A 24,987-nucleotide genomic window follows, 5' to 3' on the forward strand; every position below is an offset into this window, starting at 1 on the left:
GAAATGCAATGCCTCGATTGATATATTTTTTAACCACATAGGTCACAAGCTTATCCTGTAGTGCGGAAAACCTGTACCTATGTGGTATTACACGAGGTAAAGCGACATACTTGGCAATAGTATTAATACCTGTCCAAATAACGTCAATTAGTTAAAGTCCCGGGTTTTTACGAAATGATTATTGGGGTCAACGTAATAGTAACCAAGTTTAACCGCTGAATCAACCTTGTATGGTTTTTCTTCAGTGATTGATAATTCGGTTTTCTTAATGGTAAGAAAAACCCATTTGTCGGTAAACTGTGTTAGGAAATAATGAGCCTGGTTGTCGGTGCCGCGATAAAGAACGCAGTTAGTGTTGTACTTTTTAGCGGAATCTTTATTATACGATTCTTGCACCTCCTTTACGGTCCAGACTGATTTTTGGGCCTGGTAGGGTGCACTACATGCTACCAAAATAGCCATTGCGCCAATGGCGTAAAGAACGTTCATTTTCATCGGTAATGGATTAGATATTAGGTATACTTTATGCAAAGTATCGCATTTTGATCGCAAAACCAATGCCAGACATTGAAAATAATATTATGTAATACAACCTGTTACAGAATATAGTAAGCCTACTTCGAATAATCACGGTAGCTTGTATGAATAATTGCGGTAATATGTAGGCTAAAATCCGGGGAGGGCTAGAGAAGAGAAGGAAAATAAAAAAGCCCCCCCGATAAATCGGAGGGGCCAATCCGCAACTGTTATTGAAAATGAGAATTGAAAACGAGCATTACCAACCTGCGTTTTGATACGCCGCTTTCTGATCTGCAGTCAATGGCTGACCATTTTCCTTGATCACATCGAGAAAGCTTTGGGGTATCGGCCTCAGATAGTCTTTAGGAGCTGTAGGCTTTGCTAAGGCGTTAAAGGCTGCACAACGGGTTACCAGCGTTCTGGTACGCGTCAGGTCATCCCAGCGTTGCAATTCGCCCATCAGTTCGCGTGAACGTTCATTCAGAATAAAGCACAGGAACCTGTCCATATCAGAGCTAACCTTCAACTTGTCGTAAAACTCGCGGGTAGAAGCCAGGATATCATTTACACTGTTGATATGCATGGCGCTGACCGTGCTGGCATTGGTATTGGTATCTAAAGGTTGTACCATACCATTCGACTCATAATAAGTGTTCTTGTCGCTTAAAGAAACATAGGTAGCAGTACTGGCAGCCGGGTTGTTCTTGTAGGCTATACCACCATCTACATAGAAAGAACGGTCTTCCTTGGCTCTGTAAGCGGCGCGATCACGAATGGCATTGATAAAAGGCAATGCGTCCACGTATTGTCCTTTACGGCCATAGGCTTCCGCCACCATTAAATAAGTATCGGCCAGACGGGCCAGAATGCCATCACGACGGCCAAACTGGTTGGCCACATCAGCTCTTGAACCATCCATAAATTTCGACAGGCCTACGTAACGGGAAGCTTCATAATTCCCGTGACCACCCAGCATGTTTTCAGCCTCGCCATTGAAATAGCGAACAAACATATGCGGTGAACGGTACTTGATGCTTTCTTTTGTATAGCGGGTATCAGTACTGTTATTAACTATGTAAAGAATAGAGGTATCGCCACCGCCGAATTTTGCTTTACCGGTCTGACCAGCCGGAGCATAAGTAGCTTCCCATTTGGGAGCGCCACTTGGGTTATTACAAGAATATCTTGTTTTAAAGCTTTTCCAGAAACGGGAGTCGTTCACGCGGTCGTACACATCAAGGGCATAGTCAGTAGAACGTAAACGTTGGAACTCTCTTCCTCCGGGCAGGTCGCGTACCATCCCGGCCAGGTTCTGGTAAACGGAAGGATAATACAAATGCATCTGGTTACCGTAACGACCTTGCGTAGAGACGTTGTCAGAGAACTGGGCGCTCAAAATGATCTCGGCATTGGATTCATTAAGGCTGTTGGGCACCGTATAATTCCACAGATCGGTGAAGTTAGAGGCCAGTTTATGCCCGCTGTTATTGATCACGTCTGTACCAAACTTGATCGCATTGTCCAGATCAGCAGCAACGTTGGCGCTGTTCCAGCTTGCGTTCACTTCACTGGCGCGGAACAGGTAGATCTTGGACAAATAATGTGCAGCCGCCCATTTGGTAATGCGGCCTCTTTGTACCGGAGTGGCAGGCAACAGATCGTATGCCTGTTTCATATCACTCGTTATCTGATCATACACTTCCTTCACCGAATTACGGGGGAATTCAAAATCAACTTCAGTAGATGGTATCAGTTTAAGCGGCACGCCGCCATACTGGTTCACCAGTTTGAAATAGTTAAAGGCGCGCATGAAATAGGCTTCGCCCAACCGGGTATTTTTTTGTGAGCCATCATAATACACCGGAACGTTCTGTAACAGAATATTAGCAGAGTTAATGGCGCCGTACATGTTATCCCATACTGTTCTGATATCTTGTGTCTGCGAATTCAGGGTGCTACCATACGAATTCCACATTTCATAGGTAAGGTCGCCGCCCGCCGTGAATTCATCTACGCCATAGTTGGTACTGGTATAGGCCCACTCATAGTTAAAATGAAAGCGAAGACTTTGATACATACCTGTAGCCAGCTGGTCGAGCCCTACTGTTGTAACGTAATCCTGTGTTGTTTTTGAGGAGATCTGGTTTTCATCCAGAAAAGATTTTTTACAGCCCCCACCTATCGTCAGCATCAATGCCAAAGCACCTGCGGGGATCAATTTATTTGAACGTATCATATGATAGTATTAATCGTTAAAAATTAGAAACCTGCATTTACACCAATTACAAAACCTTTGTTATAAGCTGATACACCCAGATCTGGTTCGATCCAGCTGATCTTAGAATAGATCAAACCGGGGTTCATCAACTGTCCGTACAACCGGCAGTTTTTCATTTTCAGCTTGCTCATCACGTTTCCTGGCATAGTGTAAGACAGGGTTATATTTCTGATCTTTACGAACGAGCCATCCTGGTAGTTCATAGAAGAACGGTAAGCATCACCAGCCGCGTTGCCAAAGTTAGGAGCCGGATAATCGTTGGTAGGATTGCCGGGCGTCCAGTAGTTCAGCACGCGTTGCGCAAAGCGACCTTGTAACGATTCTGCACCTGTTTGGATGAAATAGCCCCAACGGGAGAAAATGAAGATGTTCAGGCCCCAGTTTCTGTAGGTGAATTCATTGCTCAAACCACCATTCCACCGAGGTTGTAAATTACCAACCACTTTACGGTCGTGGTTCGCATCAATGAGGTAATCGCCATTCTGGTCTTTTACTTTTATCATACCAGGTTTAAACTGGCTGGCCGCAGGCAGTTTCGCATTGAATAAAGCCAGCTCATCTTTATCACCTTCCTGCCAAATGCCAGCCTTCTCATAATCATAGATCGACTGTATGCGTTGACCAGGGAACCAGGCATTGGTTACATCATCAACTTTTCCATTGGCGGTCTCAATGATCCGGTCGCGGTTGGTTGAGAAATTAATAGTAGAACTCCACGTGAAATCTCCCTGTTGCATGTTGATCGTATTCAGGGTGATCTCTAACCCTTTGTTGCCGGTCAATCCTATGTTATCCAAACTTTGGGTATAACCAACAGCAGAAGGAATAGTGCGCAACATCAGCAGGTCTCTTGTTCTGGAAGAATACAGGTCAATAGCACCGTCCACTCTGCCTCTGAATAAGCGAAACTCTATACCGAGGTCTTCCTGGGTAGTACGTTCCCACTTCAGCTGAGGGTTAGGCATGGAAATAGGAGTAGCGGCAGAAGGATCTGATGATACAAACCCGAAATCAACCACATTGCCCCAGGTGTAATACAGCGGTTGCGCTGTACCTACTGTAGTATATGGGTTAATGGCAGCATTACCTACTGTACCAAATCCTAAACGGATCTTCAAATTATCAACCCATGAAACCTCTTTCATAAAAGGCTCCTCGCTTACACGCCAGGCTGCTGATGCAGCAGGGAATACATCCCATTTGTGACCAGGGGCCAGCTGCGAAGCGCCATCCCAACGGGTAAAGGCATCGAAATAATATTTTCCTCTATAGCTATAGGTAATACGGCCCATATAGGAAAGCAGTGATCTTTCTGACAAACTGGAGCTGTAGGCATCCAGTGCAGTTACCGAGTTCAATGCATACCATTTTTGACTGGCCCATGGTAATTTAGTGGCAGTCATGGAAGAGTTTTCATCACGCACCTGAGTAGCGCTGTACAGGAAACTGGCGCCTACGTTGTGCTCTCCACCAATTGTTTTATTATAAGTAAGCAAATGGTCAAGCGTCCAGGAAAAATTATTGGTCTGTGCCAACTGGGCATAGTTGCTTGAACCAGACTGGCCACTACCGCGTTGGATCGACATGGAATCCATGTAACGACCATTATAATAGTTGTTATAATCAGGCCCAAAGGTTACCCGGTAACGTAAGCCGGCTATAGGATTGAGCTCTATATGAAAAGCGCCCATCGCCCGCAGCGTTTTACGCAGGTTTATATTGTATTTGTCTTCACCAATAGGGTTATTGATATTAATGTCGCCGCCAGGTAAGTTGATACGTTTGCCGGTAGCCGTATCAAAAGGAACGGCATAAGGCAACATACCTTGTGCCGCGGCATACAACGATCCGGGGCCAGTGATGTTAGCGGCTGTAGCAAAGCCATAATTCTGCAAACCATATGAAGTGGTAATGCTGGTTCCCATAGTGAACCATTTAACCGGATTTACCTCAATGTTGAATTTGGAAGAATAGCGGGTAAAATCCTGACCCAGCTGTGTACCATCCTGTTTCAGATAACCAAAAGAGGCATAGGCTCTCACTTTTTGAGAACCACCGGCTACACTGATGATATGGTCATGGGTTACACCAGTTTGTTTCACCATGCTTCTCCAATCGGTTGTGGGTACCAGGCTGCCATCCCAGCTGCCATTGGCCCAACCTCTCAGCACGTTGCCATAAGCAATTGGATCGGCGCCAAAGATAGTTTTGTCTGCAGCAATGGTAGGATCATCGGGATAACTGGTACCAGTACCTCCCAGATATTTAACCCTTCTGTAAGCATCGCGGCGGAAATCGATGTATTGGGCGGAATTCATCATCTCCTGACGATCTTTGATATCTTCAACGGCTACAGTTCCTACATAATTCAGACTGAATTGTCCGTTCTTGCCTTTTTTCGTAGTGATAAGGATAACGCCATTGGCGCCTCTTGAACCGTAAATAGCGGTGGCAGAAGCGTCTTTAAGAACGTCGACAGTTTCGATATCGTTTGGGTTTACAGAAGCAATGCTTCCGAAGTTGAGCGGCACTCCATCTACCACATACAGCGGATCGTTGATGCGCTCCAATACAGTGGTGTTGGCCAGAGAACGCGTTCCCCTGATGGATACTTTGCCTACTTCACCAGGGCGTTCATTAGAAGTGATGTCGATACCTGCAGCCTTGCCCTGTAAGGCCTGCAGCGTATTCTGCACGGGTCTTGATTTAATATCCCCGGCATCGATACTAACAATAGAACTGGTTACCTCGCTTCTTTTACGGGTACCATAACCCACTACTACTACCTGATCTAGTGTGGATTCAAATTCATGCATGGTAACAACCAGTGATAATGATGCCCCCTCTTTAAGCGTATAACCATTCAAATCCTGCGACTGATAACCTACGCCTGTAAAAGTAAAATTGTACGGTCCACCAGCTGGCAAGTTGGTGAAAGTAAATACCCCGGCAGTGTCTGAACTTGCGCCGGCCGCAAAATTTGTCTTTGTGTTGCGCGCCACTACAGTCACATGCACCAGTGGCTGGTTCTTTTCATTGGATACAACCCCTGTTACGGTGCTGTTTTTTTGTTGCGCGTGTGTTGGTGTTAGAAATAGAAGGTTACTGAGAAAGAGTAGGGGCAATACAATTGCCCTGGATTTTAAAGCCGTCGTTGATCTCATATGCTTGCATTTTAAATAAAAACGGGTTACCTGCCCGGCCAGAAAGCAGCTCCTGTCCGGTACACCGTTTTAATATCGTTTGGTCTACTTAATTAATGGTTGGGTTCACTTATTGATGGATAATATAGGTGTTATCCTCACGGGTACATTTTAGTTTATTAGCTTTGGTTATTAAATTCAAGATCATTTCTATTGAGTCGGTCGTCCTGAACTGACCTACAAAATATTTTTGTTGCACATCTTTAGTATCATACACGACGGTCACTCCGTAACTGGATGCCAGGTGATCAAATACCTGCGACAATGCCTGGTTGTTATACATGCGCCAGGAGCCGCTTTTATTTACAGGCAACATGGGATTGTCATTGGGCATTACTTCTTCCTCCTCCTTTTTTACAACCGGCTCCTGATTGCCGCCGGCCCCAAATGAACGCACCAATGTTATAAGGGGGCCATACACAAACTCCTGACCTGGCAACAGATATACATCGTTCTTAAGCAGGTTATTTGTTGTTGCCAAAGGCTGTATCACCACTCTCCCATTGTATAATCGTACCGTGATCTGCTTTTTCGTTTTGTATGCATCCACGGTAAACTCAGTACCAAGCGCCGTTGTAGTAATTGCATCACTTTCTACACTAAAAGGCCTGCTTGCATTTTTTGCTACTTTAAAGAACGCTTTACCGGTGAGTTTAATATATCTTTCTATAAAATGTTTTTCAAACACTAATTCACTATTGTTGAACAACACGACCAAAGAACCATCGGCCAGCATTATTTTTCTTTCTTTACCTGTTGTATTTACCTCGTGTTGCCAAACTGTAGCAACACTTTCCTTTTTATTTTCTGTTTTCTTTACAACAGATCGCTGTTGGCCATTTTTATTTTTATAAAGCCAGCTTAACCCTATGGCCAGCAATAACGCGGCAGCAACACCCACCCGCAAAACCCTGCGGAAAATAACGCCGTTCGATCTTTTGTGAATGGGAACAACATTAGCATCTCTTGCAGAGATGTTTTCTCTGAATTTATTCCATTCTACGTCTTCATTCACCTGTTCTGTCAGCTTAACAGCGGTAAGCTGCCAGGCATTTTTGATATTTATAAAGTAGCGCTGGTTCTCCTCACTGGCATTGATCCAGGCAACTACCAACGCATGCTCTTCCTCATTCAGGTCATTGATCAGTAATCTGGCTATCAGCTCATTTATTTCATTGTTTCGTTCCATGCACAATAAATTGATACGACTGGGAAAGGGATTACCCTTACAAAGGCGTTAAAAAAAATTATTTATTAAACAGGATACTGAAAATCAATACAATATTTAGGTAAGAAAGATGGGGCGACAATTTCTCCCGCAACCTGGCCAGGGCCCTGCCCATCTGAGTTTCCACCGTTTTTACTGAAATACTCAACCGTTCGGCAATTTCACTGTATTTCAGGCCCTCGAACCGGCTCAATTCGAATACCCGGCGCATTTGCTCGGGCAGTTCAGCAATGGCTGCATTTATTTCTGACTGTAATTGTTTTACACTTAGCTCATCAAAACTATTGGTGGACGCATTTTCCGGCATCGTATGCAATACAAACTGCATGTATTGCTGTTTTATCTTCCCGTGTTTCAGGCTATCGAGCACATTGTTGGTGATGATCTTGTAGAGATATGACTTGGGGGAAAGGCCGGGGGTCAGGTTTTCACGGGCATCCCAAAGCTTAATGAAACCGGTATGCACTGCTTCCTTGGCCGTGTCGAGATCGAGCCCAAACTTAAACTGGCAGTATGCGCATAATGACGAAAACTGCTTTTTAAAGAAGTCTTCAAAGGAAGCATCATCAAATCGCCACTCATCAGTAGAAGCACCTTCAAAATTTTTCTCCGGTGGATTTCGGTTCATTAGCAAGCTGTTTCGTCTAGGTTACAACAACAAAATAAGCACAAATGGTGCTCATTGACAAAAAACTGTCATTTTAACGCAAAAAAGCCCTCCCGACTTTGGCCGGGAAGGCAAGCAAAAAAGTTTAGCAGCATCTAGTGTATTGATATGCAGCTTATTCAATCAATCACTATCGAAGACCTTCTCATTATTACTTCTTCGTTATCGGATTAAACCGGCAGGCATTTATAGCGGGGTTCGCCTGTAGCCCATTTGCTTCCCTGATCAATTGAAAAATATGATCGGGCCGAACTACTATATAATCACTGTTGAGGGAATTGGCCACGTTCTTGAAATTGGTGGGTTTTATATCCGTCCAGGGTTGCGCCTGAATGATGATGAATCTTGGCGAAGTGCCATTCCAGCCTGCAGCTGCACTGGCAATATGATCTTTCATTGCCTGTTCACTGGTGCAGTAGTTGCAGGAAAGCGCCATGCCAGGCAAACTGTTATTATAAATGGTCAATCCACCACCCGTGTTTTGCGCCGTGAGGCCTAACAACGATGGCGCAATACTGGCAAATGTTTGTCCAACATTCTGGTTAATGCCACCAGTAATAGTATTCCAGATGGTGATCACCCTGAAACCGGCACGGCGGTTATAATCGTCTGTTTTAGCCACAAACATATTCAGCAGGTTTTGATTGGGCCAGCTGTTCGGATAAGTATACCCATACCCTGAAGGGCCGGAAATAAGGTTATCATTATCGGTGGCTGTTTTCCAGTAATAATTGAGGGCACCGGGCATGGCATCCAACATGGCGGGTGATAACGTCCAGCCCATAGGCACAGAACCCCGGTCTGGGTTATTCCATAGTTTGCGCATTAAATGTTCAATGTACTGCAGGTTATCACCATCACTTAAGATAAAGGCAACATACAATTTGTTTTGCAACGTTGGTTTGGGCGGCGCGGGTTTAAGGGTTACTGTTCTGGAGGTACCACTGTGCATGGTTAAATTACTACACCAATCGCTGGCAATAGTGGTAATACCATATTGCGAAGTACGTTGTACACCCGGTTGTTCTTCGGGCCACCAGCCCATAAAATTGGAACCGGGCGGCATGGAAGACAGAAAGCTGTTTAACAAGGTACTTTCAGCCGCTACATTGGGATCGAGCCAGATAGCGGCAGCGCCCAGGGCAGTAGCATATTCGCGCAGGGCAGCCTTATGCACATCGGGGTTTAAACCAATTATTAACCGGTGATCGATGCCGGGCCAATACGTATTGTATAAAGTTTGGTATACCTGCAGCTTGCTGGTATATTGTCCGCGCAGGTCAACCAGCACGGGTAAATTATAGGGAGCAGCTGTTAAACGGGCTACCAATAAAGGCGAAGCGATCAGGGCCTTCCTGCTTTTTGCCATTACGGTGGCCAGGTTTACCGTATGGATCTGCGCTGGGTCATATACGATCAGTCCGGACAGTTCGCTGCGGTATTTGGTTATAAGACTGTATTTATCGGTGATCTCCGTATAACTCAAACCCAACGACTGCAACCAGGTATAAGGTCCTTCAGCAAACGCATCCCCTTCATAGGAGAAAATACGTGGCTTTGTTTTGTTTACTATACCTTTCAGTGAAGCAAACAAATACATTTCGGCAGAGGACGCATTTTGCTGCACAGCCACCCAGTCTACCTTTGTATAGGAGGTACCGCGCCAGTATACCCGCAGTTCAATGGATTGGTTATCGGCCGGCATGGTAAAGGGCAAGGTGAAATTTACATAGTCACCTGCAATGGAAAATTGTAACCGGGTAATTGTTTGTGAAGCCAGTACCTGGCCAGTGGTAGCGTTCCTGACATCGATATCAACAACCGGGTCGTTATTGGCGGTGTTGTTGTCAACCTTCATGCGGAACTCGGCCACATTGGGTCCTGCCGGTATGGTGGCATCATAAGGGCCATAGATCATATGATCGTTAGGCGCATCTATTCCGGTTTGGCAAAGCCAGCCATCGGATTCCAAGCGCCCGGTCTTGTGACCTAAGTTTGGCCCCTCGCCTTCCCAACGGGTACTTGTTTCGCGAAGGGTGATGAGGTCCTGCGTTGGTGCAGGGGCCGGAAAAGTAGGAAGCAGTTGTGATTGTGGCCAGCTGATCTGGGCCATTGCGGGTATAACGATCAATTGTAACAGGGGCAATAGCCAGCCTGTTCGCCTACAGAGCGAGGTAAGTAATTTCATAGAAACCAGTTTAATGTAATTAATGGACTTGTAATTTCGGCATTTAGCAAATACCAAATAAAAAAGGGGTAAGCGGTTAAGCTATAATGCCTTGTAGTGCTGAAACTAGGTAGGTTGGTTGATACGTTGATATGGGTGGCAGGTTGACCAGTTGACCAGTTGATCGGTTGATCGGTTGATCAGTTATTACAATTTAAAGAAGACCAGGGGCGTCCTTTAACGTAGAAGTAAAACACAATTTCACTTTTATCCTGTAGCTTGCAGCATGAGATATATTCTGAAGGACGAAAAAACAGGTGGTGATCTTTTGTTATTCAAGAATGAACCTGGTTTCGATCGTTTATATTTCAGTCGCGACCGTTTCAATAAATACTTTACCATAGCCTGGAATCCCGGGGAAAAGCAAACCGTGACCATCGATGGCACTGAACATGATCTTCCACCCAATACCCTGCTAACGCTGCTGTTCAACCAGTCGTTCTCATTCGAAAGATCGGAGGAGATCATTGCCTGGCAGTTTAACCGTGAATTTTACTGTTTGATAGATCATGATAAAGAAGTGAGCTGCGTTGGTTTTTTGTTTGGCAGTACCGATCATATTTTGATCCGGTTGCAGGAGGAAGCCCAGGAAAAACTGAAACTGCTCTCGGCCATATTCATGGATGAATTTAAAACAACCGATAATATCCAGAATGAAATGCTGCTGGCCTTATTGAAACGGCTCATCAGCTATATAACCCGTCTGGCCAGATCGGAGTATGTGCCAGAGAAAAAAGTGCAGGAAGAGAAATATCATTTGATAAGAAAATTCAATCTGTTGGTGGAAATGCATTTCAAAGAAGAGCACTCGGTGAGCTTTTATGCCCAACAACTTTTTAAATCACCCAAAACGCTGTCGAACCTTTTTGCCATTTATAATAACAAAACTCCTTCACAGGTAATACAGGAAAGAATACTTATTGAAGCCAAAAGGTTGCTGACCTACACCAGCAAAACGGTTAAGCAGATCACCTTTGAATTAGGCTTTGAAGACGTATCCTATTTCTCTAACTTTTTTAAAAAACACACATCCTTATCGCCTGTTGATTTCCGGCATGCGACCCCGGTCTCAAAAGAAGGGAAATAATTACAACTGACCGGGAAATCAGCCCAAGATCCAACGCCCTTTTCCGTACCATCTTTGTATCGTTGAAGCAAACAAAATCACTCAACAATCAAATAACATGGAAAAGCAAACATCCCCCATTAAAAATGTAGTATTAGTTCATGGCGCCTTCGCCGATGGATCAGGTTACAGAGGTCTTTATGAAGTGCTCACCCAAAAAGGGTATAATGTAACCGTAGTTCAAAACCCGTTATCTTCCCTGGAAGCCGATGTGAAGGCTACTACGCTGGCCCTTGACAAACAGGACGGCCCTACCATTCTGGCCGGTCACTCCTGGGGCGGTGCGGTGATCACAGAAGCCGGTAATCACCCCAAAGTGGCAGCCCTCGTTTACATTGCCGCCTTCCAGCCCGACAATGGCGAATCTCCCCTTACCTGGATCCAGACACTCCCTCCTGCCCCGGAAAACGGTATTACCCCCGATGAGAACGGTATTCTGTATTTTGTTAAAGAAAAGTACCATGCCGGTTTTTGTGCCGACCTGAGCGAAGCGGAAGCAGATTTCATGTACGCTTCACAAGGCGCCTTTTACGCCAGCGCATTCGCTACGAACATTACCAATGCCGCGTGGAGACATAAGCCAGCCTTTGGCATTGTAGCCACCGAGGACAAAGCTATTTTACCCGACATTGAACGGAATATGTACAAGCGTTCCAATACCAAAGTAACGGAAATACAGGGAAGCCATGTGGTGTTTATGTCACAACCTGCAAAGGTGGCCGCTGTGATCATTGAAGCTGCGGAAAGTGTGGCTGCTGAAAGTTTGGTTGCCAGTAAGTAATTGGGCTTGGTAAGTACGCCAAAACGGGCTGTTCCGACTAACGTTGGGGCAGCCCGTTTTATGAACCAATCGTTATATCTTGCCGCAAATAGCGTAGCTTCGTAATCAATTAAATCTGAAGCAGATGAGGAAGAAAATGCTTTTTTTCTTTATTAGTATGAGCTGCTCACTGCAATTACTGGCCCAGTCGAAACTAACCATTGCAGTGGCCGCTAATATGCAATATACCATACAGGAACTGATCACAGAATTCAATAAAGCAAACAAAACAAAGATCGATGTGGTGCTGGGCGCTTCCGGAAAACTCACCCAACAGGTACTGAACGGCGCCCCTTTTGATATTTTTATTTCAGCAGACAAGGAATTTCCCCAAAAGCTGGCGGACAATCATTTTACCCTGGAGCCGCCTAAAGTGTATGCACAGGGGCTGCTGGTATTGTGGAGCGTAAAACCCAACATTCAGCCGGCAAAGGACCTGAAGCTTCTGGTTAGCCCTGCTATTAAAAGTATTGCTATTGCCAACCCCAAAACAGCGCCCTATGGCAGCGCAGCAGAAGCAATTTTGAAGAAATATAATCTGTATGCTATTATTTCCTCAAAACTGGTAACCGGTGAAAGCATTACCCAAACAAGCCAGTTCATTGCCACCCGCAATGCAGACATTGGCTTTACGGCAAAGGCCATCGTGATCTCCGGTGAGATGAAGGGTAAGGGCAAATGGGTGGAATTAAATTCCGCGGATTATCCGCCTATTGAACAGGCGGCCGCCCTGTTGAAACACGCGAAAGAAGCCAACGAAGGGGCAGCCAAACAATTTTATAATTTCCTGTATTCAGCCAAAGCAAAAGCCATTTATAACAAATTTGGGTACATTGTAAAATGATCGCGTTAGCTCCTTTGTGGCTTACTTTAAAACTGGCGTTGAGCACAACGCTTATTTTGTTTATTATAGCTGTACCGTTGGCCAACTGGCTATCCGGTGATAAAGGCTTTTTCAAAATAATTGTAAAGACCATCGTCAGTATGCCGCTTGTTTTACCACCTACCGTTATTGGGTTTTATTTATTACTGGCATTCAGTCCGGCCAATTTTTTTGGCCATTGGCTGGAAGAATGGTTTGACATCCGGCTGGTATTTTCCTTTTCGGGGTTATTGATCGCATCGGTCATCTACAGTTTGCCTTTTATGGTGCATCCCATACAATCGGGTCTTTCTTCTTTATCGCCCAGTTTAAAAGAAGCAGCTTTCTCATTGGGAAAAACCAGGTGGCAAACGCTAACGCAGGTATTACTGCCAAACATCAAACCATCCCTGCTCACCGGCATTGTGCTCACCTTTGCGCATACCGTTGGGGAATTTGGCGTGGTACTGATGATCGGGGGTAATATGCCGGGCAAAACACGTACGGCCTCCATTGCAATCTATGATGAAGTGGAAGCATTCAATTACCATAATGCGAATGTATATGCAGGCATTTTGCTGGTGTTATCATTTGCGATATTACTGATACTCTATTCATTCAACCGTAAAATGCAGCAGACAAAATTTTACTGAGCGCTATGATCAATTTTTCCTTGCAAAAGAACTTACATACGGCAGAAGGTGAAATACAATTGAATGTAAGCGCCCGGATCGAAAGCGGGAAATTTGTGAGCTTATACGGCGCCTCGGGCGTTGGTAAAACATCCATTCTGCGTATGTTGGCGGGTTTTATGAAACCTGACAACGGGTATATCAATGTAAACAATTCGGTCTGGTACCATGCTTCCGCCAAAAAGCACATAGAGCCACAGCAAAGAAAGATCGGGTTTGTTTTCCAGGACTATGCCCTGTTTCCCAATATGAATGTGCGGGAAAACATCCGATTTGCATTAGGTAAAAATGAATCCCCTGCTATTGTAGATGAATTACTCGAGCTTACCGGGCTGATCAATCTTGCGGCCAGAAAGATCCAAACGCTTTCCGGCGGCCAGCAGCAACGCGTGGCGCTGGCAAGGGCCATTGCCAAAAGACCGGCCATTTTATTGCTGGATGAGCCGCTGTCGGCCATTGACAATGAGATGCGGGTATACCTGCAGGACACCTTAAAGGAAATACACCGGCGTTTTGCACTGACCACCATCCTGGTGAGCCATAATGCCAATGAGATCATCAAACTGTCAGATACTGTTATTCATCTTGAACAAGGCCGGTTCCAACAGCAAACAACGCCGGCGCGGTTTTTCCAGAACGGGAATGAGGCGGCAAAAATAACCGGGAATATAATCTCGATCGAGGAGAATGGCAACGCAGTTGTTTTAATTGAAAACCGCCTGGTAAGCGTGCCGGCAGCGGGAGAAAAACTAAACCCTGATGATAAGGTCGACATCACCTGTAGTAATATGAGGGCCGCTGTTTCAAAAAAGGAGAAATAACCAAGAAATAAACACCCAAAATTTTAAAAGCCATCCCGGTGACGGGATGGCTTTTTAGTTGGCGTGCCACGGTTTGAGACCTTGGCAGCCTTGCTGCTGTTTAACTGTTAACCCATCCGGGAGGGCTAAATCATTCGTAAATTTCCTTTAATATAAAAACCATGAACGCGCTTAGGGAAAATCTTTTTCAGGTGAATGCCATGTTGCTCGCATTCATTTTTTTCATCCAGATCTTTGCGTTTAATTGGTTGGGCTATTGGGTTAAGAAAAGAGTCGCCAAACGCCAACCTGATAAGGAAATTAGTTTAGGCACCGCCGAAGGGGCGCTTATGGGACTGATGGCATTATTGCTGGCGTTTACGTTTGGTATGGTTTCCACAAAATATGAATCCCGCCGGCAAACCATCATCGATGAAGCCAATTTGCTAAATACAGGTTTACTCCGATGCAGCCTCTTTCCTGATAGTATAAAAAAAACGTTGATCCCTGATTATAAAAACTACCTGGAATCAAGGATCGCCTATTATGATGCGGGCGATAACCCGGAAAAAATAAATACTGCGCTGGAAAATACCCGGAAATATTTCAATGGCATCTGGAACGAAAACGCATTGTTGATAAAGGACCAATATAACAGGCCCCTTGCCGAGCAATTGGTGCCGGCACTGATCAATTTGAGAAATATGGTTATTTCACGGGAAGCCGGAAGGATAGCAACCGTCCCCAGCCTGATCCTTGTTGTTTTGCTGATCCTGATTTTTGTAGCCAGTTTTTTGACCGGTTATGGCTTGAAACCAGGCGGAAGAAATCCGGTGTTCTCAATGGCCTTTGCCATTATGCTCTCCGTTGCTTTATACCTGATAATGGAACTGGGGCGTCCGCGGCAAGGTTATATAAATCTTGAAAATGCAGAAAAAGAAATAGTCAACCTAAGGAAAAATCTGCCATGATACGTTCATTTATTATTATGATTTTATTCGCATCGTGCTCCTCTTCATCGGATTCATCCTTTGATATCCAGGAAAGCGAGGTGCCACCCAATGTACTGGCCGCGTTTAAAGCAAAATACCCATCGGCCGAGCAAGCCACCTGGGAGGCAGAAAAAGAAGATGGCAAATTCTTTTTCGAAGTTGATTTTAAAGACAATGGCAAAGAGAAGGAAGTACATATAACACCTGATGGTTCGTCGATTGTAGAGGGAGATTAGAAATTGTAATCCGATTTTAAACCGTAGTTTTTACACTTTTAGAAAGAACGGTGTATCTTAGCCAGTAAAGAAACCTGGTGAGCAGAAAACTGATCTTATATATAGCCATGAGCCTTGACGGGTACATTGCCAAAAAGGACGACAATATTGACTTTTTGTCAATGGTAGAAATTCCCAATGAAGACTACGGCTATGCCGACCATTTACAAAATATTGATACCATCATCTGGGGAAGAAAGACCTTCGATAAGGTACTTTCTTTTGGAAAGGGTGTTCCCAATAAGGACAAAAAGATCTTTGTTATTTCCAGGTCAAAAACAGGAAAAGAAGAACACGCTGAATATGCTGATGACCTTATTCCCCTGGTTACTACCTTAAAGCAACAGGAAGGAAAAGACATTTATTGCGACGGCGGCGCTGAAATAGTGTATCAGTTATTACACCACCGCTTAATTGACCGTATTATTGTCAGTGTGATCCCCCACTTGTTGGGTGATGGTATCCGGCTTTTCAAGGATAACAACCTGGAACAAAAACTTTCCCTCAAAAGAAGCTTAAGTTATCCTTCGGGATTGGTTCAGCTCTGGTATGATGTCAGGAACGACTAAAACCCTAAGAATAATAAACCACCCGGCCGCTTATCAGCTTTTTTCATTCTAAAACACAACTACCCTGAAACAGTTACTTTTTTTCCTTTCCTCCTTTATTGTATTAAGTGCCGCTGCCAAACCTGAGTTGCCCCTCGTATTTGGCGATCATATGGTTTTGCAACGCAATAAGCCGGTTCCCGTATATGGTAAGGCCACAGCAGGCGCTTCGGTTAAATTGATCTTTGGTAACCAGGTAAAACCAGGTGTAGCCGGTGCAGATGGGTCCTTCCAGCTCCTGCTCGATCCCATGCCTGCTAACAGCAATGGGCAGTCCCTTTTCGTGATCAGTGGAGATACTGTTGAATACAAAGATGTGCTGGTTGGTGAAGTATGGCTGTGCTCCGGACAAAGCAACATGGAATATACCATGAACAGAAGTGCGCACTGGTATAAGGCTAAACGGTCTCAGGGTTTGGATTCCCTGCAGGTAAGCCAGGAAAACAATCCGGCCATCCGGCTCTTTCTGGTGCATCGCGATCTTAACAAACCTTCCGATCGGAATAAAGGCTGGCAAAAGGCTGAATCACCCTGGGTAGGACAATTTTCTGCCGCCGGTTATTACTATGCCCGGGAATTACAAGCGCGGTTGCATGTACCTGTTGGTATGATAGCTGCGTCCGTACCCGGCTCGGCTATTGAGCCCTGGCTGCCCGCAAGGCCATCTGCTCAAAACAAAGATTCGGTAGAACCTGCCGGTAAATTCTTCTCGGGTCTTATAAAACCACTGGCCCCCTATGCATTGAATGGCTTTCTCTGGTATCAGGGCGAAACCAATTGCATGTTGAATCAGCGGGAGGAATATACCCAAAGCTTTTTGTTGCTTATAAAAAGCTGGCGTGACCTTTGGAACAGCAGCAGCCTGCCTTTTTATTACGTGCAGATTGCGCCCTTCTACTACAGCCAATCCAAAGGTAAGCTCAAACAGAATGAGCGCAGCCTGGCCTTTTTCCGTGCGGCCCAGGATAAAGTACTCGCTACTACCCACCATACAGCCCGCATTATTACCACCGACCTCGCAGACAATCTGCAGGATATTCATCCTACCTACAAATGGGAAATTGGCAAGCGATTGGCCTGGCTGGCGCTGGACCGCACTTTTCATGTAAAGCAGGTTTCGCAAGGTCCGCGCATTAATGCAGTGAGCTACAATAATCATCAGGCTGTTGTCAATTTTGCAAATGCTGAGTCAGGACTGGTAGCGCATGATAGCAGCAAGATCGCAGGCTTTGAACTGGCGGGAAAGGATGGAAAATTTTATCCGGCCACGGGAATGATCATGAAGAACAAATATGTGCAGGTAAGCTCGCCCTCAGTTCCTGATCCGGTGATGTTACGATTTGCCTGGAAAGAAGATGCACAACCAAATCTGTTCAACAATGCGGGTTTACCGGCGGAGCCATATAGTACAGGGGGAGCGGAAGTTGCAGACTGATGAAATACATAAATCCGGAATCCGATCAGGAAAATCCAAATCAGTTCCATTTTTCACCTAACACAAAAGACACCATATAATACACATCATCCGGCAAAACCGGTTTGCTCATGAAATGTGCAGCGCCAAGTCCTTTTAACCTGGCAGATTCCTTTTCATCCCTGGAAGTTGTATAAATGATAACCGGAATTGCAGCCAGCCGGGGATCTTTTTTTATTTCTATCAGGCATTGCTCTCCGTTCAGGCCTGGCATTCTTAAATCCAGAAAAATAAAATCCGGCAACACATTGGCCGCATCTTTCAGGTATAGCAATGCTTCCCGGGCATCAGCCGCAGCAATATATTTAATAGTGTCATCATATTCTGCTGTAGCCTCAAAGAACAACTTCCGGTCATCCTCATCATCATCAATAAGCAAAATAATCATAGTCTTTTTTTGAAGAAATTTAAAAGTGATCCTTTATTCTATAGGAAGAAGAACATGAAATTCCGTCCCAATCCCCTCTTTTGAACTCACATAAATTTCACCTTTATGATTTAACACGATCTTTTTGCATAAGGCCAGGCCGATACCTGTTCCTTCAAAACGATCCCTTGCATTTAATCGCTGGAATATGAGAAAGACCTGTTCCATAAATTCTTCTTCGATCCCTATCCCGTTATCAGAAAAAACGATTTCACAATAAGTTGAGGCGCTGTTAAGAGATGGATAGGTTTGAACTTCGCCAGCCATGAGTGTTCTGTAGGTAATATGGATTACCGGCGACACATCAGGCCTGGAAAACTTAATAGCATTTCCCAGCAAATTGTAAAAAAGCTGGTTCATTTGCAAAGGCACTGCTTTAATAACCGGAAGCTTATCCTGCATTATAACGGCTTTTTTCTGTTCAATCAGCATATCAAAATCGTTTCTGACATTTTGCAGAATAACGTTCAGGTCTACCCGTTCAAAAACATTGGAGTCTAATACCTTTGAAAAATTTAACACATCACGGATCAGCCCGGACATCCGCAGTGCAGCCACGCTGATCTTGTCGATCAGTTCCTTGGCTTCACCAGCAATATTTTTACCAAACCGTTCATTAAGGAGGGCCGAGAAAGTCTGGATCTTTCGCAAGGGTTCCTGCAAATCATGGGAAGCAATTGTTGCATATTGTTCCAGGCTTTCATTCGATTGTTTAAGCAAGGTATTGGCTTCTTTAAGTGATAGGGTGCGTTCGGCTACTTTGATTTCCAGTTCCCGTGAAAAATTAATCAACACATGTTCCCGGTTCCTGGTATCTGTGATATCTTCAAAGGCCAGTAATATCAACAATTCAGCATTGTCTTTTCTGGAGATCCGGCAGGCATTTAACAACAAGGTCCTTTCTCCGATCTCATCAATTTTTTGTTTAACCTCCACATCAGTAATACGGCCATCTGTCAATAAACTATTTTCCAGGGCCGATCGAAGTGCAGGGATATTCCACTGGCCATTCCTCAGCTGATAAAAGGATTTCCCTTCCGTCTCGTCCTCCGATGTTTTGAACTTTTTATAATAAGACTGGTTAGCCGTTCTCACTTTCAGGTCCTTATCCAGCACAATGAGGGGCTCGCGGATAGTAGCTATTATAGATTCCGCGTACAAACGGGAAATATTCAATTGATCATTCCGGTCTATCAATTCCTGGTTCAGGGTAGTCAGCTCTTCATTAGTGCTTTGAATTTCCTCTTTCGATGTTTCCAATTCTTCATTGAGGCTTTGCAATTCTTCACTCCCTGACAACAATTCTTCGTTTGCGCTTTGCAGCTCCTCATTAACCGCTTCCTGGTCTTCCGTGATACTTCTTATATCTTCACGCAATTGGGCCAGTTCCCTTTCCAACTGATTGTTCCGTTCGCTTTCCGCCAATTCTCTATTCAGGGCATCCCTGGTCGACCCTTCCAGGTCTTCCCCTGCCAGGTTAGTCATTGTATCCTCAAAAAGCACCAGGTAATAACGTTCGATGGTATTCAGCAACGGGATAACTTCAATGGTCACGAATTGCTGTTTATCGGGAGAAACAAGAGAAATACCTTTTTTCACTACGGGTTTGTTATCCATTTTTACTTTATGCAAGGCATTCCGCAGTTCAAATGCCAGCCCTGGTTTAACCATTTTCAAAACATTCAGGCTTGCTTTTCCTGGTGATGGCTCCAACCACGCACCCACCCCTCCCCTGAACTGAACAATATCCATTTCTTCATTCACCACTACCCCGGAAGGGGAAAATTTTGCCAGGATTATTTCATCGGCGCCCCGTTGAAAATCGTCGCGCCCTGGTTCCTTTTTAAGCGTGTTCCCATTGCCTTTCGGAATATTTTCCGTTCTGGCGGAAGCCAGATGTAAAAACTTTCCGGGAACGCTTTTTCTGGTATAGATCTTTTCACTTTTTCCGTAGGCTGCAAATAGCTCTGCTGCAGGCGCCGTAGTCTCAGAATTGCCCAAAAATAAAAACCCATGTTCATTCAGCGCGTAGTGAAAGGTGGTAAGCGCTCTTTTTTGGAGGAATGTTTCCATATAGATCAGCACATTCCGGCAACTGATCAGGCTCATTTTTGCAAAGGGCGGATCTTTTAAAAAGTTGTGGCAGGCAAACACACACATATCCCTGATGGACTTATTGACGTGATAGCCGCCATTTACTTTAGTAAAATATTTCTCCACCTGCTGGGCGCTTAACCCGCCCATTTCTTTTTTGGAGTAGACGCCGGTACGGGCTTTTGAGATCGATCTTTCCGAAATATCCGTCGCAAAGATCTGGATCTTATAGTCAACCACCTTATCACCTAAATATTCGCTCAGGTTTATGGCAATTGAATAAGGCTCTTCTCCGGTTGAACAACCTGCTACCCAGATGCGTAACGGGTTGGCATCATCTTTATCATTTAAGATATTTGGGAATACCGACTCGTATAGTACGGAAAAAGCCTTCGGATCGCGGAAGAAACCCGTTACCGGAATAAGCAGGTCCTGATACAGAAGGTCCTGTTCTGCAACACTCTCCATGAAATAGGTGAGGTAATCAGTGATATTTTCAATCTTATTCAATCCCATCCTGCGAACGATACGCCGGCGGATAGTAGTCTGTTTGTAGTAGGTAAAATCATTCCCTTTCCGTACACGTAATAACGCAATTATTTGACGAAATGCATCCTCACTGGCCGTTTTGCCATCTTTCTCCGCTTCCAAACCTTTTCTGAAAATTTCCGATATCCTGGCCAGTTGTAATGGGATCTCTTCTGGCGTAAGCACGAAATCCACCACATCCGCGTCGATAGCGCTCTGAGGCATGGCGGGAAAGGCAATAGATTGTGTTTCCTGGGCGAAAGTAAAGCCCCCATGCTCTTTGATCGCCATCAATCCCTGGGTGCCATCAGTTCCGGTCCCGGATAAAACCACGCCGATAGCCTGGCTCTGGTGAACTTCAGACAGGGAGGTGAAAAACAGATCAATGGGCATATTCCGCTCACCTTTCGGCCCCCGGGGACTTAATTCAAGACGGCCATCATTTGCCGTCAGCAATTTATTGGAAGGGATCACATACACCCGGTTTGGTTCAACCACTACATTATTAGTGATCTCCTGTACAGGGATGGAGGTGATCTTTTGCAGGATCTCCACCAGCATACTGTCATGAGAAGGCTCCAGGTGTTGTACTAAAATATAGGCAACCCCGGCATTCTCTGGGATTGCTCTGATCAGTCTTTTAAATGCATCCAGGCCTCCTGCTGAAGCCCCCACGCCAACTACCGGAAAAAGATTATCAGAACGGTCCTTGTTTTTAATTTTATTGTGCATTTCAGACATGATCTGGCTTTTGCTGAAAACTATGATCAAAATACCTTTCCAAGGTACGTTTATTAACTTTATGTTTACAATTCGCAGTCCTCGTGAAGATGGAAGCAGCGGCAGAACTGGTATAATTATGGCATAATCTATTTTCCATACCTAATTATCTACAGTCCTAATCCCCTAAGAGAGCTTCCTGTTTAAGTCAATTATATCGAAAATATACTTACTTGAAACTCTACATTAAAAATATGGTCACCATCCGCTGCATTATGGCCGTAAAAGATGCATTGGAAAGGCTTGGGATCCAATATAGCGAAGTAAATCTGGGGGAGGTTAGCCTGAAAGAAAACATCTCCGATATCCAGCTTGATCAGATCAGGTCCACGCTGTTATTATTAGATCTGGAAGTACTGGAAGACAAAAAAACGATCCTGGTACAACAAATAAAGACCCTTATTATTAAGCTCATTTATCATTCAGACGACCCCTTAGTCAAAAACCTGTCTGTATACCTCAGTCATCAATTGCAATATGATTATACCTATTTGTCCAACCTGTTTTCAACTCAACAGGGAATTACTATAGAAAAATTCTATATCTGTCATAAAATTGAACGGGTTAAGGAATTACTTCTTAACAAAGACCTTTCCCTCACTGATATAGCCTTTACACTGCACTATAGCAGTGTAGCACATCTTTCGGCCCAATTCAAAAAAGTCACCGGCCTTACCCCTACTCACTTCAAACAAAGCAACGGCAATAAACGTGATCTTGTAGAAAACATTTGCCGTGATCAGAAATAGCCGGGGATCATTTCGTAATCACCTAACTTGCCTTCTGAAGGTAAGCATATGCATTATGTGACAGGGCGGTATCTGGCAGCCATTGCCACCACACACCGAGGTCCTTTTTAATAATGTTTTTATAGAACTCCGGCAATTGCTGTGACTCCCCTTCAAAATATTTTCTAAAGCTGCGATCCTGAACAAGGTTTTGCCTAACCTGCCGGTAAAATTTCAACCGGCCCCATCCTTCCGAAGAAATAGCGCGCATAACATTCATCCATTTAGGTGTAAACCCCTGCGTATGCATAAAACGGCGATAAATTGCCTTTGGTGAAAAAGCATATTCTGTCAGGTCAATCACTTTGTCGTAAAAATCAACCCAATCATAATTTTTGGGTTTTACATTCATGGCCAAATGATTATTAAGAAAATGGAAAGGAAACGGAAGGATCCGTCCTGCCTTTTGATACTCCAGGTTTAGAGGCGCAGCCTCTCCGAAAGCAGTAAGGAGCGAAAACCCGGGGAATGCGTTAGGGGAATAATCTAAAAAGCGTTTGGTAAGCTCAAAAGGTTCGGCACCCGAATCGCTATCAAGGCCCAGCACAAAGTTCGTTTGCACGTATGGCACATAGCGAAAGACCTTATTTATATGTTCAGAGATCTGCTTTACTTTTTCCGTTCCTGTAATATGTGCAGACCGCGATTTATTCCCCAACTCATACCACGATTCAACTCCGGGAAGCAGGGCGTTAAAGCCATTTTCCTTTAACTTATTCAGGTGAGGCTCTGTTAAAATGGAAAGGCTGCTTTCCGCAATAAAACGAAAACTCTTAGGCGGTGCAGCGGAAGCGATTGCCTGCATACTTTCGTCAAACCGGATACCAAAATTCGGGTCATGCCATGCTATATATGGTCTTTTATACTTTGTAAGCAAAAATTGAAGATCAGAAGTTATAGTTTTAAAATCCAATGCCTGATAAGTGACCGTTGAATCAATACAGAACGGACATGTATAGGGACAACCGACACTTCCCAGGATAGGTACGATCTTTATAAAAGGGGCCTTCTTTAAAGTAGGCTCAATAAACTTCCATCGTTCCTGTACCCCACATAAAGATGCCGGTTGTTTACCGGCACACATTTTTTTTCCTGCAGGGCGCTGAGGTGTACAATTATTCAATAACTCAGTAATTATTCGCCGGTCGGTAAAGCCTAGCACATAATCGAAATATTGAATAGCATCATCTGGATAACACCGTGCATGCGGACCACCAAGCACGGTCATAACCCCACGGCTACGAAAATAGTTACTGATTGCGTAGGCCAGAAGCGCAGCCTGGGTAAATGAGCTGATGAAAATCAGGTCTACATTCTTCGGTAGCTCTTTGACCAGATCTTCACTCCCCGTATAACAGATCATAGTGACGGTATGCCCTTCCTGTTCGCACCAGGTAGCAACAACCTGCGGCATAATACTGGCAAGGTTAGCATGCATGATCTTTGCCCACAATGAATTGGAGGGATTTTTACATACGAGGTCAATAACCCCTATTTTAAGCGATCGCATATTATTGATGATTTCTTCTTCCTAATTGTTTCATGAGCTGAACATGCGAGTAAATGGCCTGCCGCAGTGTTGGGTAATAGTTATAGGGAAGGCCAAATAACTCACATTGTTTCCGTATTATTTTACTTAATGCCGGGTAATGTATATGACTGATCTGCGGAAAAAGATGATGTTCTATTTGAAAATTTAATCCACCTACCAGCCAGCTAATCACTTTATTTTTAGGCGCAAAATCGGCTGTAGTTTTCACCTCATGAATAGCCCATTCCGATGCTATTACCTTATTTTCTTTTGCAACAGAATCAAAAGAAGTTTTTTCAACCACATGAGCCAGTTGAAATACCACAGATAATACAAGACCCATTGTTATATGAAGAATTAAAAAACCGGTTAACCATGCCTGCCATCCTAAAAAACAAACTGGTACAACAACATAAAAAAATATATACAGCATTTTACTAACCCAGAACATGATATGTTGCCCTGCATTTATTTTTTTAATAACGGTAGTATGGATCTTTTTTGAAAAGTATTTATGAAAATCAGTACCCCACATCCAGGCAAGCGTGCTTACAGAATACAGGATGAACATATAGATGAACTGGTAACGATGTATAGGCATCCATTTTTGGGTAATGCATTGCCTTAATAACGGACCATTGGCGATGTCATCATCAACCCCTTCTATGTTGGTATAAGTATGATGAATAATATTGTGCTTAATCTTCCAAAGAAATGCATTGCTACCTAAAATATTCATACTTAATCCCATGAATTCATTTACCCATTTCTTTCCAGAATAGCTGCCATGACAGGCGTCGTGCATAACATTAAACGCTATGCATACCAGCGTAAACCCAAACAACCCGGATAGTATTATTCCAACCGGCCAACTATAATTGCCAAACAGCAACCAGCAATAGATGGCAACAGCAAGTGGTATCAGTATTAGCGCTTTTACATACAATTTCCAGTTTCCGGTTTTTTTGAGCCGGTTGTTTTGAAAATAATCTTCCACTGAATTTTTAACAGACTGGAAAAACAAATGATTTTTATTGCTAAATGTGATTTTTGGCATCTCCGAACACT

The 24,987-nt window shown here is 44.2% G+C and carries 20 protein-coding genes; 10 read left to right on the forward strand and 10 right to left on the reverse strand.

Annotated features, from left to right (window positions below; genetic code table 11):
* Nucleotides 1–147: 147 nt before the first annotated feature.
* The 6 genes from J7I42_RS16365 to J7I42_RS16390 form a co-directional block, all read right to left on the reverse strand.
* Complete coding sequence (locus J7I42_RS16365) at nucleotides 148–495, reverse strand: hypothetical protein (RefSeq protein WP_209139914.1); 348 nt, start codon at nucleotides 493–495, stop codon at nucleotides 148–150.
* A gap of 280 nt (nucleotides 496–775) precedes the next feature.
* Nucleotides 776–2,755 (reverse strand): RagB/SusD family nutrient uptake outer membrane protein, encoded by a 1,980-nt coding sequence (locus J7I42_RS16370; RefSeq protein WP_209139915.1) that lies wholly within the window; start codon nucleotides 2,753–2,755, stop codon nucleotides 776–778.
* 23 nt (nucleotides 2,756–2,778) lie between these two features.
* On the reverse strand, nucleotides 2,779–5,961 hold the full coding sequence (locus tag J7I42_RS16375; protein WP_209139916.1) for a SusC/RagA family TonB-linked outer membrane protein: 3,183 nt from the start codon (nucleotides 5,959–5,961) through the stop codon (nucleotides 2,779–2,781).
* A 109-nt stretch (nucleotides 5,962–6,070) separates the two neighbouring features.
* Nucleotides 6,071–7,189, reverse strand: coding sequence for a FecR family protein (locus J7I42_RS16380; protein WP_209139917.1), 1,119 nt, complete (start codon nucleotides 7,187–7,189; stop codon nucleotides 6,071–6,073).
* A gap of 58 nt (nucleotides 7,190–7,247) precedes the next feature.
* Nucleotides 7,248–7,856, reverse strand: a complete 609-nt coding sequence (locus tag J7I42_RS16385) for an RNA polymerase sigma-70 factor (protein WP_209139918.1) — start codon at nucleotides 7,854–7,856, stop codon at nucleotides 7,248–7,250.
* Between the two features lie 190 nt (nucleotides 7,857–8,046).
* Entirely contained in the window at nucleotides 8,047–10,083 is a 2,037-nt protein-coding gene (locus J7I42_RS16390) for a GxGYxYP domain-containing protein (RefSeq protein ID WP_209139919.1), read from the reverse strand.
* A 265-nt stretch (nucleotides 10,084–10,348) separates the two neighbouring features.
* On the opposite strand from J7I42_RS16390, the gene J7I42_RS16395 reads away from it, so the two are divergent.
* From J7I42_RS16395 to J7I42_RS16435, 9 genes are all read left to right on the forward strand, one after another.
* Nucleotides 10,349–11,209, forward strand: coding sequence for a helix-turn-helix domain-containing protein (locus J7I42_RS16395; protein ID WP_209139920.1), 861 nt, complete (start codon nucleotides 10,349–10,351; stop codon nucleotides 11,207–11,209).
* A gap of 97 nt (nucleotides 11,210–11,306) precedes the next feature.
* Nucleotides 11,307–12,029, forward strand: coding sequence for an alpha/beta hydrolase (locus J7I42_RS16400; RefSeq protein WP_209139921.1), 723 nt, complete (start codon nucleotides 11,307–11,309; stop codon nucleotides 12,027–12,029).
* Between the two features lie 124 nt (nucleotides 12,030–12,153).
* Nucleotides 12,154–12,912 carry a molybdate ABC transporter substrate-binding protein gene (gene modA / locus J7I42_RS16405; RefSeq protein ID WP_209139922.1) on the forward strand — a complete coding sequence of 253 codons (759 nt, stop codon included), beginning with the start codon at nucleotides 12,154–12,156 and terminating at the stop codon, nucleotides 12,910–12,912.
* Nucleotides 12,909–13,583 (forward strand): molybdate ABC transporter permease subunit, encoded by a 675-nt coding sequence (gene modB / locus J7I42_RS16410; protein WP_209139923.1) that lies wholly within the window; start codon nucleotides 12,909–12,911, stop codon nucleotides 13,581–13,583. Before modA ends, modB begins: the two co-directional genes overlap by 4 nt.
* A gap of 5 nt (nucleotides 13,584–13,588) precedes the next feature.
* Entirely contained in the window at nucleotides 13,589–14,443 is an 855-nt protein-coding gene (locus tag J7I42_RS16415; protein ID WP_209139924.1) for an ABC transporter ATP-binding protein, read from the forward strand.
* Nucleotides 14,444–14,604: 161 nt separating this feature from the next.
* Complete coding sequence (locus J7I42_RS16420) at nucleotides 14,605–15,393, forward strand: bestrophin-like domain (protein WP_209139925.1); 789 nt, start codon at nucleotides 14,605–14,607, stop codon at nucleotides 15,391–15,393.
* Complete coding sequence (locus J7I42_RS16425; RefSeq protein WP_209139926.1) at nucleotides 15,390–15,650, forward strand: hypothetical protein; 261 nt, start codon at nucleotides 15,390–15,392, stop codon at nucleotides 15,648–15,650. The genes J7I42_RS16420 and J7I42_RS16425 overlap by 4 nt, the downstream gene beginning before the upstream one ends.
* Nucleotides 15,651–15,727: 77 nt before the next feature.
* The gene (locus J7I42_RS16430; protein ID WP_209139927.1) at nucleotides 15,728–16,258 is read left to right on the forward strand and encodes a dihydrofolate reductase family protein; all 531 of its coding nucleotides are present in this window, start codon (nucleotides 15,728–15,730) and stop codon (nucleotides 16,256–16,258) included.
* Between the two features lie 157 nt (nucleotides 16,259–16,415).
* Nucleotides 16,416–17,732, forward strand: a complete 1,317-nt coding sequence (locus J7I42_RS16435) for a sialate O-acetylesterase (protein ID WP_209139928.1) — start codon at nucleotides 16,416–16,418, stop codon at nucleotides 17,730–17,732.
* A 40-nt stretch (nucleotides 17,733–17,772) separates the two neighbouring features.
* Here the strand turns inward: J7I42_RS16435 and J7I42_RS16440 are convergent, their stop codons facing one another.
* Nucleotides 17,773–18,159, reverse strand: a complete 387-nt coding sequence (locus J7I42_RS16440) for a response regulator (RefSeq protein ID WP_209139929.1) — start codon at nucleotides 18,157–18,159, stop codon at nucleotides 17,773–17,775.
* A 33-nt stretch (nucleotides 18,160–18,192) separates the two neighbouring features.
* Nucleotides 18,193–21,561 (reverse strand): CheR family methyltransferase, encoded by a 3,369-nt coding sequence (locus tag J7I42_RS16445; RefSeq protein WP_209139930.1) that lies wholly within the window; start codon nucleotides 21,559–21,561, stop codon nucleotides 18,193–18,195.
* Nucleotides 21,562–21,773: 212 nt separating this feature from the next.
* Between J7I42_RS16445 and J7I42_RS16450 the strand changes: the two genes are divergently transcribed.
* Nucleotides 21,774–22,349, forward strand: a complete 576-nt coding sequence (locus J7I42_RS16450) for a helix-turn-helix domain-containing protein (RefSeq protein ID WP_209139931.1) — start codon at nucleotides 21,774–21,776, stop codon at nucleotides 22,347–22,349.
* Between the two features lie 22 nt (nucleotides 22,350–22,371).
* On the opposite strand, the gene J7I42_RS16455 is transcribed toward J7I42_RS16450, so the two are convergent.
* Entirely contained in the window at nucleotides 22,372–23,898 is a 1,527-nt protein-coding gene (locus J7I42_RS16455) for a B12-binding domain-containing radical SAM protein (RefSeq protein WP_209139932.1), read from the reverse strand.
* 1 nt (nucleotide 23,899) lies between these two features.
* Nucleotides 23,900–24,976, reverse strand: a complete 1,077-nt coding sequence (locus J7I42_RS16460; protein WP_209139933.1) for a fatty acid desaturase family protein — start codon at nucleotides 24,974–24,976, stop codon at nucleotides 23,900–23,902.
* Nucleotides 24,977–24,987: the final 11 nt, after the last annotated feature.

This window comes from Niastella soli, from assembly GCF_017742245.1.
In the GTDB taxonomy this organism is placed as follows: domain Bacteria; phylum Bacteroidota; class Bacteroidia; order Chitinophagales; family Chitinophagaceae; genus Niastella; species Niastella soli.

What these genes read in the sequence shown, in the direction of transcription:
- J7I42_RS16415 (WP_209139924.1), top strand. Translation starts at nt 13,589, where the DNA reads ATGATCAATTTTTCCTTGCAAAAGAACTTACATACGGCAGAAGGTGAA.
- J7I42_RS16440 (WP_209139929.1), bottom strand. Translation starts at nt 18,159, where the DNA reads ATGATTATTTTGCTTATTGATGATGATGAGGATGACCGGAAGTTGTTC.
- J7I42_RS16445 (WP_209139930.1), bottom strand. Translation starts at nt 21,561, where the DNA reads ATGTCTGAAATGCACAATAAAATTAAAAACAAGGACCGTTCTGATAAT.
- J7I42_RS16375 (WP_209139916.1), bottom strand. Translation starts at nt 5,961, where the DNA reads ATGAGATCAACGACGGCTTTAAAATCCAGGGCAATTGTATTGCCCCTA.
- J7I42_RS16370 (WP_209139915.1), bottom strand. Translation starts at nt 2,755, where the DNA reads ATGATACGTTCAAATAAATTGATCCCCGCAGGTGCTTTGGCATTGATG.
- modB (WP_209139923.1), top strand. Translation starts at nt 12,909, where the DNA reads ATGATCGCGTTAGCTCCTTTGTGGCTTACTTTAAAACTGGCGTTGAGC.
- modA (WP_209139922.1), top strand. Translation starts at nt 12,154, where the DNA reads ATGAGGAAGAAAATGCTTTTTTTCTTTATTAGTATGAGCTGCTCACTG.
- J7I42_RS16400 (WP_209139921.1), top strand. Translation starts at nt 11,307, where the DNA reads ATGGAAAAGCAAACATCCCCCATTAAAAATGTAGTATTAGTTCATGGC.
- J7I42_RS16460 (WP_209139933.1), bottom strand. Translation starts at nt 24,976, where the DNA reads ATGCCAAAAATCACATTTAGCAATAAAAATCATTTGTTTTTCCAGTCT.
- J7I42_RS16455 (WP_209139932.1), bottom strand. Translation starts at nt 23,898, where the DNA reads ATGCGATCGCTTAAAATAGGGGTTATTGACCTCGTATGTAAAAATCCC.
- J7I42_RS16420 (WP_209139925.1), top strand. Translation starts at nt 14,605, where the DNA reads ATGAACGCGCTTAGGGAAAATCTTTTTCAGGTGAATGCCATGTTGCTC.
- J7I42_RS16365 (WP_209139914.1), bottom strand. Translation starts at nt 495, where the DNA reads ATGAAAATGAACGTTCTTTACGCCATTGGCGCAATGGCTATTTTGGTA.
- J7I42_RS16380 (WP_209139917.1), bottom strand. Translation starts at nt 7,189, where the DNA reads ATGGAACGAAACAATGAAATAAATGAGCTGATAGCCAGATTACTGATC.
- J7I42_RS16395 (WP_209139920.1), top strand. Translation starts at nt 10,349, where the DNA reads ATGAGATATATTCTGAAGGACGAAAAAACAGGTGGTGATCTTTTGTTA.
- J7I42_RS16385 (WP_209139918.1), bottom strand. Translation starts at nt 7,856, where the DNA reads ATGAACCGAAATCCACCGGAGAAAAATTTTGAAGGTGCTTCTACTGAT.
- J7I42_RS16390 (WP_209139919.1), bottom strand. Translation starts at nt 10,083, where the DNA reads ATGAAATTACTTACCTCGCTCTGTAGGCGAACAGGCTGGCTATTGCCC.
- J7I42_RS16425 (WP_209139926.1), top strand. Translation starts at nt 15,390, where the DNA reads ATGATACGTTCATTTATTATTATGATTTTATTCGCATCGTGCTCCTCT.